General features: G+C 69.5%; 17 protein-coding genes. 7 read left to right on the forward strand and 10 right to left on the reverse strand.

The features are described from left to right. Positions 1-141: 141 nt before the first annotated feature. The gene (locus O7597_RS20170; RefSeq protein WP_281580397.1) at positions 142-582 is read right to left on the reverse strand and encodes a GNAT family N-acetyltransferase; all 441 of its coding nucleotides are present in this window, start codon (positions 580-582) and stop codon (positions 142-144) included. Between the two features lie 61 nt (positions 583-643). Next, a complete protein-coding gene (locus O7597_RS20175) occupies positions 644-904 on the reverse strand; it encodes a Prokaryotic metallothionein (RefSeq protein WP_281583283.1) in 261 nt (86 codons plus the stop codon). Positions 905-1,057: 153 nt separating this feature from the next. Here O7597_RS20175 and O7597_RS20180 point away from each other — a divergent pair, with 153 nt between their 5' ends. Both O7597_RS20180 and O7597_RS20185 read left to right on the forward strand, forming a co-directional pair. Further along, positions 1,058-1,807, forward strand: coding sequence for a lytic polysaccharide monooxygenase (locus O7597_RS20180; protein ID WP_281580398.1), 750 nt, complete (start codon positions 1,058-1,060; stop codon positions 1,805-1,807). A gap of 53 nt (positions 1,808-1,860) precedes the next feature. Then, complete coding sequence (locus O7597_RS20185; RefSeq protein ID WP_281580399.1) at positions 1,861-2,454, forward strand: DUF305 domain-containing protein; 594 nt, start codon at positions 1,861-1,863, stop codon at positions 2,452-2,454. A gap of 115 nt (positions 2,455-2,569) precedes the next feature. Here the strand turns inward: O7597_RS20185 and msrB are convergent, their stop codons facing one another. Next, positions 2,570-2,980, reverse strand: coding sequence for a peptide-methionine (R)-S-oxide reductase MsrB (gene msrB / locus O7597_RS20190; protein ID WP_164445539.1), 411 nt, complete (start codon positions 2,978-2,980; stop codon positions 2,570-2,572). Positions 2,981-3,027: 47 nt separating this feature from the next. Between msrB and ligD the strand changes: the two genes are divergently transcribed. Next, positions 3,028-4,053, forward strand: a complete 1,026-nt coding sequence (ligD, locus tag O7597_RS20195; RefSeq protein ID WP_281580400.1) for a non-homologous end-joining DNA ligase — start codon at positions 3,028-3,030, stop codon at positions 4,051-4,053. 167 nt (positions 4,054-4,220) lie between these two features. On the opposite strand, the gene O7597_RS20200 is transcribed toward ligD, so the two are convergent. Further along, positions 4,221-4,415 carry a DUF397 domain-containing protein gene (locus O7597_RS20200; protein ID WP_269739189.1) on the reverse strand — a complete coding sequence of 65 codons (195 nt, stop codon included), beginning with the start codon at positions 4,413-4,415 and terminating at the stop codon, positions 4,221-4,223. Beyond that, the gene (locus tag O7597_RS20205; RefSeq protein WP_269739188.1) at positions 4,408-5,286 is read right to left on the reverse strand and encodes a helix-turn-helix transcriptional regulator; all 879 of its coding nucleotides are present in this window, start codon (positions 5,284-5,286) and stop codon (positions 4,408-4,410) included. The genes O7597_RS20200 and O7597_RS20205 overlap by 8 nt, the downstream gene beginning before the upstream one ends. A gap of 405 nt (positions 5,287-5,691) precedes the next feature. On the opposite strand from O7597_RS20205, the gene O7597_RS20210 reads away from it, so the two are divergent. Then, the gene (locus O7597_RS20210) at positions 5,692-5,958 is read left to right on the forward strand and encodes a hypothetical protein (protein ID WP_281580401.1); all 267 of its coding nucleotides are present in this window, start codon (positions 5,692-5,694) and stop codon (positions 5,956-5,958) included. Here O7597_RS20210 and O7597_RS20215 read toward each other — a convergent pair. Both O7597_RS20215 and O7597_RS20220 read right to left on the reverse strand, forming a co-directional pair. After that, a complete protein-coding gene (locus O7597_RS20215; protein WP_281580402.1) occupies positions 5,948-6,400 on the reverse strand; it encodes a GNAT family N-acetyltransferase in 453 nt (150 codons plus the stop codon). The two genes, O7597_RS20210 and O7597_RS20215, sit on opposite strands and share 11 nt — an antisense overlap. Positions 6,401-6,448: 48 nt before the next feature. After that, positions 6,449-6,685: a hypothetical protein gene (locus O7597_RS20220; protein ID WP_281580403.1), complete on the reverse strand. Its 237-nt coding sequence runs from the start codon at positions 6,683-6,685 to the stop codon at positions 6,449-6,451. A gap of 438 nt (positions 6,686-7,123) precedes the next feature. On the opposite strand from O7597_RS20220, the gene O7597_RS20225 reads away from it, so the two are divergent. Further along, on the forward strand, positions 7,124-7,786 hold the full coding sequence (locus O7597_RS20225) for a LamG domain-containing protein (RefSeq protein WP_281580404.1): 663 nt from the start codon (positions 7,124-7,126) through the stop codon (positions 7,784-7,786). 96 nt (positions 7,787-7,882) lie between these two features. Here O7597_RS20225 and O7597_RS20230 read toward each other — a convergent pair whose 3' ends face one another. Then, positions 7,883-8,575, reverse strand: coding sequence for a DUF899 family protein (locus tag O7597_RS20230; protein WP_332317122.1), 693 nt, complete (start codon positions 8,573-8,575; stop codon positions 7,883-7,885). Positions 8,576-8,658: 83 nt separating this feature from the next. On the opposite strand from O7597_RS20230, the gene O7597_RS20235 reads away from it, so the two are divergent. After that, positions 8,659-9,342: a winged helix-turn-helix transcriptional regulator gene (locus O7597_RS20235; protein ID WP_281580405.1), complete on the forward strand. Its 684-nt coding sequence runs from the start codon at positions 8,659-8,661 to the stop codon at positions 9,340-9,342. Between the two features lie 733 nt (positions 9,343-10,075). Here the strand turns inward: O7597_RS20235 and O7597_RS20240 are convergent. Further along, positions 10,076-11,194 carry an IS630 family transposase gene (locus tag O7597_RS20240; protein WP_281580406.1) on the reverse strand — a complete coding sequence of 373 codons (1,119 nt, stop codon included), beginning with the start codon at positions 11,192-11,194 and terminating at the stop codon, positions 10,076-10,078. A 49-nt stretch (positions 11,195-11,243) separates the two neighbouring features. On the opposite strand from O7597_RS20240, the gene O7597_RS20245 reads away from it, so the two are divergent. After that, complete coding sequence (locus tag O7597_RS20245) at positions 11,244-11,678, forward strand: hypothetical protein (protein WP_281580407.1); 435 nt, start codon at positions 11,244-11,246, stop codon at positions 11,676-11,678. Positions 11,679-11,690: 12 nt separating this feature from the next. Here O7597_RS20245 and O7597_RS20250 read toward each other — a convergent pair whose 3' ends face one another. Beyond that, a complete protein-coding gene (locus O7597_RS20250) occupies positions 11,691-13,232 on the reverse strand; it encodes an alpha/beta hydrolase (RefSeq protein ID WP_281583284.1) in 1,542 nt (513 codons plus the stop codon). Between the last annotated feature and the right edge of the window lie 67 nt (positions 13,233-13,299).

Raw genomic sequence — 13,299 nt, forward strand, 5'->3', positions numbered from 1 at the left:
CGTGCCGTCGGTGTGGCCCTCGCGTGCTGACTCGACCGGAAGGATGGCACGTTCGATCGTCATCCGTCAATGAGGAAAGCGATTTCCAGCACCGGGTGCACGGGGTCGTCGAAGCGCTTCCAGCACTGGTTTCGCGGTCCTTCACCGCTTCCGGCGCATGGGTGTGTGTGGGATGCCGTCCTCGACGTACTCCGGCCCGCTGGCCGTGAAGCCGTGTCGGGTGTAGAAGTCGACAAGATGTGACTGGGCGTCCAACACGCACGGCCGGTCACCGATCTCCGCGAGGGCCGCCGTCATCAGCCGCCCCGCGTGCCCGTCGCCCCGGGCCGTCGGGGCGACCACCACCCGTCCGATCCGGGCCACCCCGCCGGGGTCGGCCAGGATCCGCAGGTACGCCACCGGGGCGCCGTCGCGGGTCAGCCACAGGTGCCGGGTGCCGGGTTCGACGTCCCGCCCGTCGAGCTCCGGGTACGCGCACTCCTGCTCGACCACGAACACGTCGACGCGCAGCCGCACCAGGTCGTGGAAGGTGCGCGCGTCCAACTCGGCGAAGCTCGCGCTGTGCAGCTGCGTGTCAGGCATCCCGCCAGGCTAGTGCCGTGTCCCCGCGACCCTGCTGGCACCTGGTGTCGGTGCGGGACGATCAGGCGGGGCGGGAGCCGACGGTGTCGCGGATCTCGGCACCCTGTTCCGTCTCCACCGCGCGGGCGCAGTGACCGCAGCAGAAGAACCGACCGGACACCTCGACCCCGTGGCCGACGATCTTGACGTTGCAGTGTTCGCAGATCGGGGCGAGCTTGTGGGCGGCGCACTCGAAGCTGTCGAAAGTGTGCACGTCGCCGCTGACCGTCCGCACCTCGAACGCCAACCAGTAGTCGTTGCCGCAGACCTCGCAGGTAGCCACGCCCCGTACCTCCATCAGAGAGACCTTTTGTCCCATCTTGCGGCACGGCGCGGGTAGGCCCCTGTTTTATTGACAGCGGTCTTTACTGTTAACAAGGTTTAAATTATGTTTGTGGCACCTCACCAGGCACCACGCCGACAAGGAGCTGCCGCCATGCGTCGAAGAATCACCCTTCCGCTGGTCGCGACGGGCGCCATGGTCTCCACCCTGGCCGTCGCCACTCCCGCCCAGGCCCACGGCTACGTCTCGTCACCACCGAGCCGCCAGGCGCTCTGCGCCCAGAACCGGGTACCCGACTGCGGGCAGATCAGATGGGAACCGCAGAGCGTCGAGGGCCCGAAGGGGCTGCGCAACTGTCACGCCAACATCTCGCACTTCGCCGTGCTCAACGACGACAACCGTGGCTGGCCGGCCACCTCGGTCGGCACCACCGTGACGTTCACCTGGGTCAACACGGCCATGCACGCCACCCGCGACTGGGAGTACTTCATCGGCAACACCCGGGTCGCGGTCTTCTCCGGCGGCGGACGCCAGCCCGGCGCGACCGTCTCGCACACCGTCAACCTGTCCGGCTACTCCGGCCGGCAGAAGCTGCTGGCGGTGTGGAACATCTCCGACACCGCGAACGCCTTCTACTCCTGCGTCGACCTGCAGATCGGCGGTGGCGGCGGCAACCCCCCGCCCAGCCCGAGCCCCACCACCAACCCACCCGCACCGTCGCCCACCCCGACGGTCGCCCCGACCACCAACCCGCCGACCGGCGGCACCTGGACCGCCGGTCGCACGTACGCGGTCGGGGACCAGGTCACCTACGGTGGCCGAACCTACCGCTGCCGGCAGGCGCACACCGCCATCGCCGGTTGGGAGCCGCCGAACGTACCGGCGCTGTGGAGCCAGCTCTGACCGACGGGAGGTGCGACCGGCACCGGCCGCACCTCCCGCCCGCCGTACCGCGGGTGCTGCCGTTGTACCTGCTCGCGGTGCTGCTGGTTGCCGGCTGCGGCGGTCCGCCCGCGCCGTCCGGGCGGCCCGCGCCCGCCGACACCACGCCGCCGGTGGCCGCGGCCTCTGGTGGGACGTCGGCCCGGACGCCTGGGGCCGTCAGCGAGATGACCGGCATCGACCTGCTGTTCCTGTCGATGATGGCCGGGCACACCGAGCAGACCCTCCAGATCGTCCGGCTCGCCCGGGACCGGCTGGCCGACGACGAACTGCGCACCCTGGTCGCCGCCGTCGAGGCGACCGAGTCCGACGAACTGGCCACCGCACGCGGTTGGCTGGCACGTGCCGGGCGCAGCGCCCGCGCCGACGACCACGCCGGGCACGGCACCGGGCCCGAGCAGTTGGCACGCCTGCGGGACGCCCCGGACGCCGAGGTAGACCGGGTGCTGATCGAGGTGCTCAGCGCGCACCAGCAGGCCGCGGCCGACCTGGCCCGGGCACATCAGGCGGCGGGTACCGACACACAGGTGCTCGATCTGGCCCGGCGCGTGGAGCAGTCGCGTACCGCTCAGGTCGCGCTGATGGCCGCCCGGCCCGCGGCCGACTGACCGGCCGGGCCGCGACGACCCCCGGCCGGCGCGCGGCATCGGCGCGGGCTTGCCTGAGCGGTCGACCTGGTGCCGACGCGGCGCGGGCGGGGAGAGCGGCGCGGCCGGGGCCCGGTCAGGCGGCGCTCGGGTCCAGGCGGATGGAGAGCGAGTTCACGCAGTGCCGGGTGTCCTTCGGGGTGAAGCCCTCACCCCGGAAGACGTGGCCGAGGTGGCTGTCGCAGCGGGCGCAGCGGATCTCCGTGCGACTCATGCCGAGGGAGTTGTCCTCGATCTCCTTGATCGCGCCCGGGATGGCGTCGTCGAAGCTCGGCCAGCCGCAGTGCGAGTCGAACTTGGTGTCGCTCGGGTACAGCTCGACACCGCAGGCCCGGCACCGGTACATGCCGGGCGTCTTGGTGTCGACGTACTCGCCGGTCCACGCCGGTTCGGTGCCGTGCTCGCGCAGCACCCGGAACTCGGCGGGGCTGAGCCGGACCCGCCACTCGTCCTCGGTGCGGGGCAGTTCGCTGTCGGGAACAGTCACAGGTCAACGGTACGCCGAAGGTCGGACCCATCGCATATGGTCGCGCAATGGGTGGCACGAAGGCTGCGGCCGAGCAGATCGAGGTGGCCGGGCAGACCGTACGACTGTCCAGTCCCGATCGGGTGATCTTCCCGGAGCGGGGCTTCACCAAGGCCGACGTCTTCCACTACTACGTCAGCGTCGGCGACGGCATCATGCGGGCGCTCGGTGACCGGCCGACGACATTGCAGCGCTTCCCCGACGGCATCGCGGGGGAGATGTTCTTCCAGAAGCGGGTGCCGACCCGGGGCGTGCCGCCCTGGGTGCAGACGGCCGAGATCAGCTTTCCCAGCGGTCGCAAGGCCGCCGAGCTGTGCCCGGCGGACCTGGCCCATGTCGCCTGGGCGGCGCAGATGGGCACCGTGGTGTTCCACCCGTGGCCGGTCCGCGCCGCCGACGTCGACAAGCCCGACGAGCTGCGGGTCGACCTCGATCCGCAGCCCGGCACCGACTTCGCCCACGCCGCCACGGCCGCCGCCGAGCTGCGGGCGATCCTCGACGAGCTGGGCGTGCCGGGCTGGCCGAAGACGTCCGGCGGCCGGGGTGTGCACGTCTACCTGCGCATCCAGCCGCGCTGGACGTTCGTCGAGGTACGCCGGGCCACCATCGCGCTGGCCCGGGAACTGGCCCGCCGCCGGCCCGACCTGGTCACCACCGCCTGGTGGAAGGAGGAACGCGGCGAGCGGGTCTTCGTGGACTACAACCAGATGGCGCGGGACCGCACCATCGCCTGCGCGTACTCGCTGCGCGCCAACGCCCGGGCGACCGTCTCCACCCCGGTCACCTGGGACGAGCTGGCCGACGTCGACCCGGACGACTTCGACCTGCGTACCGTCCCGGAACGGCTGGCCCAACGAGGCGACCCGCACGCCGGCATCGACGACGCCGCATGGGACATCACCCCCCTGCTGGACTGGGCCGAGCGGGACGCCGCCGCCGGCGAGGGCGACCTGCCCTACCCACCCGACCACCCGAAGATGCCCGGCGAACCCAAGCGCGTCCAACCCTCCAAAGACCGCGACCGCCCCCGCTGACCCTGCCCCGCCCACCCCTCCCGTATCCGTTGATCATGGGGTTAGCGGCAGTTGTAGATCTTCAAACTGCCGCTAACCCCATGGTCAACGAGGCGAGGGCGGGAGGTGTGACCTTGGGCGGCGGAACGAGGGGAGGCGGCCGATGCTCGCGGGTTGCGGCGAAGGGGCTACGGGAGGCTGTTGGCCTTGAGGGTCTCGACGAAGGACCGCCACTCGGCGGGGGCGAACAGCAGCACCGGCCCGGCAACGTCCTTGCTGTCCCGCACCCCGACCGCGCCGGCCAGATCGTCGGCCACCTCGACGCACTCGCCCTCACCGCTCCGGCTGCTCTTGCGCCACCGGGCGTTGGTCAGGTCATTCATCGAAGGTCTCCTTGATAACCGTCCCGATCAGATCTTCAGACTCGCGCACGCCCAGTGAAAGGTCCAGAAGAGTGGACCAGGCGTCAGCGTACGCCGCCACTTCTGTCGGCTTGTCCAGGTAAAGGCTGCCGGTCAGCGCCTCGCTGTAGACGGTCGACGGCTCCGCGGGCCGCGTGCCGACCGCTGGAAAGTCCAGCATGATGAACGATCCGGCAACGGATGCCGCGTGGGGGCCGCTGCCCAGCGGCAGCACCCGGACCGAGACGTTAGGTCGCTGTGCGGCGTTCACCAGGTGTGCGAGTTGGCTGCGCCAGGCGTCCAGGTCGGTGATGGGGCGGCGAATCACGGCCTCGTCGATGATGGCTTCGAAGCTCGGAGCCTTCGGGCTGCGGCGAGCGAGCAGCTTCTGACGCTCCATGCGTAGCGCGACCTTCTGCGCTATCTCATCCTGGCTCCGGCCAGCCTTGGCGCTGAAGATGACCGCAGCGTACTCGGCGGTCTGGAGCAACCCAGGGATCAGCGTCGGCTCGTACTGACGCACGCGGCGGGCCGCCGCCTCCAGCCCGACGTACAGCTCGAACCACGCCGGGATGGCCTCACCGTAGGCGTGCCACCAACCCCGACTCTTGCTTTCCCGGGCCAGGCTGACCATGACCTCGGTCAGCTCGGCTGAGGTGCCGTAGTGCTGGCACATCAGCGTCACATCGTGGGTACGCAGCGATGTCTGTCCGCTCTCCAGGCGGTACATCTTGGCGCGCGACCATTCGAGGGCCTCGGCGGCAGCCTCCAGGTTGATGCCGGCTTCCTCCCTGGCCTGGCGCAGCAACCTGCCCAGCTGCCGCCGTGGCACCGAAGACCCAACGTCGCTCATGTCACCCCGTCTCAGATCGGTGCTGCCAGTGTCTCGTTTGGAACAGCATCGAGGCCCAGATGACACACCGCAAATATCTTTCTCCGAATCTCCGCATGAGACGTTGCGGATCGGCGAAGCGCGGGCCGATGGTGGCAGGCATCGGCAATCGATGCGTGTTCGCGGGAGGCTCGTGGTGGCCCGGTGGAAGTGGTTTCAACGGCAGGACGACCCGATCGACGTGGTACAGCGGCCCGCCTATTCCGAGCGGGCCGGTGCGTACCGCGCCCGTCAACCCGAGCGGAGCGCCTCAGCGGCGGTTCAGCCGCAGCAGCGGCCGTTGCTGCGGCTGGCCCGGCTGTGGCGGTCTCGCCACGCCGTCCGGCGATGCCACCGGCGGAGCTACCGGTGAGCGGGGGACAGGGGATGGGGTCCGTCGAGATGGCGGACCTGCCTGAGATCGAAGTCGAGAGCAAGCCGGAACTGCTGGTGCTCGTGGCGGAGAACGACGTACCCGTTGGCTGGGTGATCGTCCTGCCCGAGGGAGGCTTCTGGCTGATCCGGAAGTCCACCCGGTCCTTGATCCACGGGTCGAGTCTGGCGACGCTGACGACCTTCTGGGCCACCGTCCTCGGTTGCGATGTGGGGCGACCCAGGCTGGCCGGGCCCCCGTCCGCCGGTGTCAGAGACTGAGCTTCATACCCTCGTGGCTGGCGACGAAGCCGAGGTTGGCATAGAAGCGGTGCGCGTCGTGGCGGGTCTTGTCGGTGGTGAGCTGCACCAGCCCGCAGCCGCGCTGGCGGGCCGCGTCGATCGCCCAGGTCATCATTCGGCGACCCAGCCCGCGACCGCGCTGGTCCGAGCGGACCCGGACCGCCTCGACCAGCAGCCGCTCGGTGCCGTGCCGGCCGAGCCCGGGGATGTAGGTGAGCTGCATACACCCCACCACCTCGCCGTCGGCCTCGGCGACCACGAGCTGGTTGCGCGGGTCGGCGGTGATGTCCGCGAACGCCTTCTCGTACGTGGCGTCGACCTCCCCGACGTCACGGGTACGGCCGAGCACGTCGTCGGCGAGCAGGTCGAGCACGGCCGGCAGGTCCACCCGGACCGCCTCACGGAAGATCACCTCACTCATCCCGCGAGCGTCCCACAACGGTGCGACCCGATGTGCGGCGGCGCAACGTCAACTGTCGCTGCGCCGGGTGACGCGTTCGAGCACCGCCACGGAGGCGCCGACGGGTGCGCATCCGACCGGCACGGGCGGCAGGTGTTCCGGCGGGCCGCCCTCGGTGAGCGGGGCGTCGAAGAATCCGCCGCCGCCGTCGACCCGATCGCCCACGACGATCTCCCCGACGTCAGGCACGTGTACGCCCACCCGGCCGTGCGGAAGCAGCGTGGTGCCCGGCGGCCAGACCACCACCTCTGCGGCCCCTGCTTCGCCCCGCAGGATCGGACAGCCGCCAGCACCGTAAGGCTGCTCCTAGGCGGTCGACAGTTGCGGTAGTCGATGTCGCCGCTTCCGATCAGTGGCTGAACATCATGCGCTCATGGCTGGTGATGGTAGAAGAGTCGAGAGAGGACTCCACCGCTACACGCAATGACGTCTCTTGTCGGTGGTCAGCGCGCACCGGCCCGCAGTCGCGCGGCCGCCTTGCGCCCTGGCGTACCTCATGGATCTTTCTGTATGTTGGGCCCCTCGCTATTGATCGATAATCACGGGGGTGTGGCGGTGCCGTCGATTCGTAATGCCTGGCTTTCGTCCGTTGCGGCCGGAGCTGTCCTTTCGGTACTGCTTCAGGTTGGGGGGTCACCCGCACGTGCTGTGACTGACGAACCTGTGCCGGATGACGACCCAGCTGTGACGCTGGCCATGTGGCCCTTGGACGGGCCGGCCAGTGGCTTTGCTACCTACTTGACTGACTGGACGGGCAATGGCCATGACCTGTCCATTACTGGCCCGTACAGCTGGGCGCGGGATCGCGGATACGGGCGGGAAAGCGCACTGCGCCTGGAGCTCGCGAACGACTCCTGCGCGGAGACGGCTGGCCCGGTGGTGCGAACCGATGCGTCGTTCACGGTCGCCGCGTGGGTCATGCTTGAGCAGACCACTGCAAACCACACGGTGTTGTCGCAGGCCGCCGCGAAGCGGGCCGGATTCCACCTCAGGTACCACGCCGGTAGTGACCGTTGGCAGTTCGGCCTCCCGTCGACGGGGAAGGGTGCCTCACCGACCTGGCACAGGGTCAGGTCGCAGCAGCCGCCGGAGCTTGGACGGTGGACTTTCCTGGCCGGGGTGTACGACGTCCCGGCGGGCAAGGTGCGTCTCTACGTCGATGGCGTGTTGCAGGGTGAGGCGGATGCTCCGCCCTCGCCGTGGATGGCGGGTGGACCCACGTTGATTGGCTGCGCCGGCACCACCAAGGGAAAGCGATGGTCGCCGCTCGGGGGCGTCGTCGACAGCGTGCAACTGTGGGCGTCCACCCTCCATCCCGACCGCATCGCCGACTACGCCGCGGCCTAGGGATCATGTCGAAGTCCCTGGGCCGCCTACGGAGCGCCCAGGGACTTCGTTCAGACACAGTTGGCCTGAGTCAGGTGGCAACAGTACGAGCGGCGGTCAGTGGCAGTGGTGCTGGTCCGATTGGACGGGCGTGACGCCGGGGCGGGTCCACTGGGCTACCGGGCGGCCGTCCTTGCGCCACCAGCTGTACGTCGGGTCGGCCTGCGGCCAGCCGTCGGGGGAGTCCTCCCAGGCTTCCTGCCGTCCATAGGCGGTCATGTCGAGCAGCTTGAGTGAGCCCATGATCGCCTCGACGCCGCGTCCGGTCGTCTCGTAGGTGAGGAACACCCGGTCACCCTGGCGCAGGTAGCAGGCGATGACGCCGCCGCCGGCGACGGCGGGCTCGTCGATGCCGTAGTTCGAGTACCACGGGTGGAGGTAGCCCATGAACTCGCGGAACGGCGCGATCTCCTCGTACGGTCCCTCGGCGAAGACCGCGAACCTGATGCCCCGTGCCGCCAGGTAGCTAGCCTCGTGGAAGTTCCAGATGCTGATGGTGCAGCCTTCGCACTGCTCCTCGAATGGCTTGCCGAGGTGCCACATGTGCTTGTAGACCACGAGTTGGTCTCGCCCGTCGAAGATGTCGAGCAACGAGACCGGGCCCTGCTCGCCGACCAGTTTGACCGGGTTGACCTCGGTCATCGGCAGGCGACGGCGGGCGGCCGCGATGGCATCACCCGCTCGGGTGTGCTCCTTCTCCCGTACGAGCAGTGCGTTCCGTTCCCGAAGCCAGGTGTCGCGGTCGACCACGGGAGGCGCTGATTGTCTATCCATACTCGGCATACCGCTACTATAAACATAGCGTCTACTAGCGTGAAAGAAGTTGATCGGGATTGCCTGTCAAGCTGACCTACGCCCACCACGGCGACGCCTGCCGGGCTGCCAACGCCCTTGACCTGGTGGGTGACCGGTGGACGTTGATCGTGGTCCGCGAACTACTCCTCGGCCCCAAGCGTTTCGCCGACCTTCAGGACGCCGTTCGTGGCATCACCCCGGCAGTCCTCAGTGACCGGCTCAGATCGCTGCGTCAGGCCGGCATCGTCGACCAGGTGACACTGCCCGACCTGGCCCGCACCCGCGCGTACACCGTCACCGAGTGGGGCCGTGGCTTGGAATCGGTTCTGGCCTCGCTCGGCCGCTGGTACTCCTCCGGGCCGGACCCTCGCACCAGCGGTGGCATGACCCCCGACGCCATGGTCCTCGCCATGCGCACCATGGCGCCCCCCGTCCCCGAGGGCCTGCCGCTGACCGCCCTGCGCCTCTACGACGCCCGGCAGCCCGACCCACCGGTCCGCGACTACCGGCTGACCACCGTCGACGGGCTGCTGGACGTCCAGCCCGGCGCCGCCGTCGACCCGGTGGCGACCGTGACCACCGACTCGACGGCCTGGAGCGAGGTGCTCTTCGGCGGCCTGCCGCTCATCGACGCCGAACGCGCCGGCACCGTACGCGTCGACGGCGACCGTGACACCGTCACCCGCGTCGTACGACACTACGTCGCGGACCCTCGAGCTTGACGGGACGGCCCTCATACAGGTGAACGCTGGTGACTATTCGAGCTGGACGGTTCTGGCGATCCTCGTGCCAGCATTCAAAAGGGCCTCACATGGCGGCCGAGCATCCGTCGGATCGGATGACCTGCTGCTCGAATGCTGTCGGCGGATGGGCGCCAAGGCACCCCTACTCAGGTCCATCCTGAAGTCGAACTATCCGGCGCCGGACGGCCCGAGGTCTGACATCAAGGCTAGGGCTGGGACCGTGGACCCGCTCTCGTTGTACGGGGCACGTGCCGTCCTGCGCGAGGCGGTGCGCGCGGGATCGGACTTCCTGATTGGTGAGCAGCCCTCGGTGTCACCGGCGTGGACGGCAGGGGCCGTGCAGGTCCTGGCCGATGCACGATCGATGTCTGCGGAGCGGGGACTTCCGTGGGTCGGCGACCGCGAGGTGTTACTCGCGCTTCTCGCTAGCGAGGAGACGACGGCGAGTGTCCTCGTCACGCGTAGCGGCGTCGATCGCGGTGAGCTGTTGTCGGAGGTCGGCCGGCTGAAGCCATTCCAGGGTAAGCACCCGTGGGCACCTGCGGTCGATTCGCTGGAGCGGACAGGACACCTGAGGGTGGACGTGGTGAGCCGCTTCCTGGCGTGGCCGATCACCGTGCTTTCGAGGAAGGTCGACGGACCGAGTTCCGGCCTGCTGGCGACGCTCGATGAAGAGGCTAGTGCCTTGACCACGAAGGTTCGCGGTGTTGGGTCAGGCTGCGAGGGCGGCGGGTTGGCCCCAGCGTTGTTGGCGTTCGCTGCGGATGCGGGCTCGTTCGCGGCGTTGGGCGGCCAGGACGTCGGGGTGGCGGGCGTTGGCGTTGCGCCAGCGCAGGTAGGTCTGCAGCTTTCGAGTCAGCGCCGGGTGGTTCGGGTGGTTGGAGCCGGCGATGACGAAGGTGCGTAGCGGCCCGAACTGGGCTTCGATCGGGTTGGCCCAGGAGGCGTAGGTCGGGGTGAAGCAGAGCTCGACCTTGTTGCGGGCCGCCCATGCCCGGATCTTGCGGCCTTTGTGCGCGGACAGGTTGTCCAGGATGACGTAGATCGGTGCCCCGTCCGGGCGGGCGGCGCGGATCGACGTGAGTGCGGCCAGGGTGTTCGCGGCGCTCTTGCGGCGCCGGACGACACCCCAGAGCTGGTCGTCGCCGACGGAGTAGCAGCCGTGGAACTGCCGGACGCCGTGCAGCTTGTGGTAGTTCGCGGGCAGCCGGTGCGGATGGCCTGCGGGTGCCCACCCGGCGCCGGGCTGGGGGCGGATCACGAGGGGTCCGAACTCGTCGAAGGCGAACACCCGTTGTGGGAAGTGGGTGCTGACGTACTCGATCCGGGCGAGTTTGGCATCGCGCTGCGGGTCGGTGGACTCCTTCCACGTCTTGGTCCGCTGGAAGGTGATCCGGTGCCGGCGCAGGATCTGCCGCAACCGTTCCCGCCCGATCCGGACCCGGCGGGTGGCATGCAGGCGCAGGTGGTCGGCGAGCTTGCGGATGCTCCACCGGGTGAACGGCCGCCCCAGCTTCTCGGGGCGGGTGTTGGCCGTCTCGACGATGAACTGCTCTTCGTCGCTACTGATCTGGCGGGGACGGCCACCCGCCCACTGAGGGTCCAGGCTGGCCATCCCCATCTCGTTGAACCGGTGAATGATCTGCCGGATCGTGTCCTCATCGGCTTGGACCAAGCGGGCGATCGCCGGCACCGTGTTCCCACCGGCCGAGGCGAGCACGACCATCGCCCGCCGTAGTCGGATCGGAGAACCGGTTCCCCGGCGGGTGATTCTGAGCAGCTGCTGACCTTCCTGGTCACTCAGCCGCCGCACGCGTACAAGATCTGCCACCGCCACAGCCTGACCCGCACAACGCCGCCCGCCCGACAGGCCGCGCGGCGTGTCAACCAACACCGTGAACGTTCGTGGTCACGGCACTAGCCGTCAGGCGGTCCGCGAGGCGACTACCGAGGTTCAGTTCGAGCACGTGGTGCTCGCTGCAGCTTCGATCATCCATCAGTTGGCGCTGAGTGAGATTCCTGAGCCGGAGGAGTTGCGCAGCTCCCGGCCCATACTCGACGGGTACGGCCTCTCCTACGCGGACCTGATACGCCGCCTCGTCGCTCGTGCCGGCTCTGCGCTGTCTGCGTCCGCTGAAGAGTCGCTCACCGTCCCGGCCCGCCCACCGGTCGCCTCACCAGAGGTTGAGATGGCCTTCGAACAATCGCGTGGCCGAGTCGCGCAGGGTGCCAGTTATCCCGAGGTCCTGGAGCAACTGTTCGCGATGCCGCAGGCGAGGTCTGCGATCTCTGCGCTCACTGCCGATCAACTCTGATGTCCGAACAACCTAGCGCGCTGGGCAGCGTTTGCCGTCGGGCGGGACGGTCAGGTCGATCAGGTACGCGTTGACGGCCTGGGTGATGCAGGCCGTCTGCGGGTAGGCGGTGTGCCCCTCACCCTCCCAGGTGAGCACCCGGCCGACACCCAGCATCTCGGCCAGGGCCGGGGTCTGCTCGTACGGTGTCGCGGGGTCGCCGGTGGTGCCGACGACGAGGATCGGTGGGGCGCCCTCGGCGCGGCCGGTCGGGTAGGGGTCGCTGCCGCCGGGCCACTCGGTGCAGGAGACCAGGCCGGCGGCCAGTGGCGCGCCGAAGAGTGGGTACCGGCTGCGCCACTCGGACTGGAGCTGGCGGATCCGCTCCAGGTCGGGGCGTTGCTCCTCGTCGGCGCAGTTGATGGCCAGGTTGGCGTCGAAGAGGTTGCTGTAGTCGCCGTCGGAGTCGCGGTCGGTGTAGTTGTCGGCGAGCCGGAACACGTCCGTCGGGTTGCCCTCGTTCAGCCGGTCGATGGCCCGGGCCAGTTGCTCCCAGCCGGGCTCGGAGTACAGCGACGAGACGATGGCGTAGAAGATCCAGCCGGCGGTGGCCTCCCGGCCGTCGGTCGAGCGGACGGGGGAGACCTCGGCCTTGTCGATCGCCGAGGTGACCGCCGCCCGGGCGTCGGGGGCGATGGGGCAGCGGGCCGCGTTCGCCGCGCACCACCTGGTGAAGTTGTCGAAGGCGCGTTCGAAGCCTCTCGCCTGGCTCTCCGAACCCTCGATCAGATCTTGCCGGGGGTCGACCGCGCCGTCGAGCACCAGCGCCCGCACCCGCTGCGGGAACAACTGGGCGTACGTGGCCCCCAGCAGGGTGCCGTAGGAGTAGCCGAGGTAGGTCAACTTGTCGTCGCCGACGGCGGCCCGGATCGCGTCCATGTCGCGGGCCGCCTGCTCGGTGCCGTACAGCGGTAGCTGGTCGCCGTACTTGGCGCCGCAGCCCTGGCCGATGCGCTCGTTGAGCGCGACGAAGTCGTCGAACGACGCCTGGCTCTCCGGGTCGGGGTCGTAGCCGAAGACGGCGTCGAGGTCGGCGTCGGAGATGCACTCGACCGGGCTGGACCGGGACACGCCGCGCGGGTCGAAGCCGACGATGTCGAAGCGTTCGAGGATCGCGTCGGGCAGGCCGCCGTACTGCTCGCCGAAGGTGAGGTAGACCGCGGTGTCGACGCCCGAGCCGCCGGGACCCCCCGGGTTGACCACCAGCGAGCCGATCCGGTCGCGTTGGTTCGTGGAGCGGGCCCGCAGCAGCGCGATCTCGAAGGTCTCACCGGCGCCCGGACCGGTTGTGGCGGCGCTGCCGCCCGCCCAGTCCTGCGGCACCTGGATGCGGGTGCACTCGTACCGGATGTCCGGAGCGCGCCGCCCGACCACCTCGTCGGCCACCTCCGGGCAGGACCGCCAGGTCGGCGCGGCCCCCGGTGCCGCGGCCTCGCCGTCGACGTCGGTGCGCGGCGCGAACGCCGGCAGCGTGCAGCCGGCGGTGACCACCACGGCGGCGGTGAGGCCGGCCACGGTGAGTCGGAAACGGCGGGTCCGGTCGGGCGTACGGGTCACGAACGAGCCTCCGTGATCGGGTCGA

The organism is Verrucosispora sp. WMMC514 (assembly GCF_027497295.1).
In the GTDB taxonomy this organism is placed as follows: domain Bacteria; phylum Actinomycetota; class Actinomycetes; order Mycobacteriales; family Micromonosporaceae; genus Micromonospora; species Micromonospora palythoicola.

What these genes read in the sequence shown, in the direction of transcription:
- O7597_RS20170 (WP_281580397.1), bottom strand. Translation starts at nt 582, where the DNA reads ATGCCTGACACGCAGCTGCACAGCGCGAGCTTCGCCGAGTTGGACGCG.
- O7597_RS20205 (WP_269739188.1), bottom strand. Translation starts at nt 5,286, where the DNA reads ATGAGCGACGTTGGGTCTTCGGTGCCACGGCGGCAGCTGGGCAGGTTG.
- O7597_RS20200 (WP_269739189.1), bottom strand. Translation starts at nt 4,415, where the DNA reads ATGAATGACCTGACCAACGCCCGGTGGCGCAAGAGCAGCCGGAGCGGT.
- O7597_RS20180 (WP_281580398.1), top strand. Translation starts at nt 1,058, where the DNA reads ATGCGTCGAAGAATCACCCTTCCGCTGGTCGCGACGGGCGCCATGGTC.
- O7597_RS20210 (WP_281580401.1), top strand. Translation starts at nt 5,692, where the DNA reads ATGGGGTCCGTCGAGATGGCGGACCTGCCTGAGATCGAAGTCGAGAGC.
- ligD (WP_281580400.1), top strand. Translation starts at nt 3,028, where the DNA reads ATGGGTGGCACGAAGGCTGCGGCCGAGCAGATCGAGGTGGCCGGGCAG.
- O7597_RS20215 (WP_281580402.1), bottom strand. Translation starts at nt 6,400, where the DNA reads ATGAGTGAGGTGATCTTCCGTGAGGCGGTCCGGGTGGACCTGCCGGCC.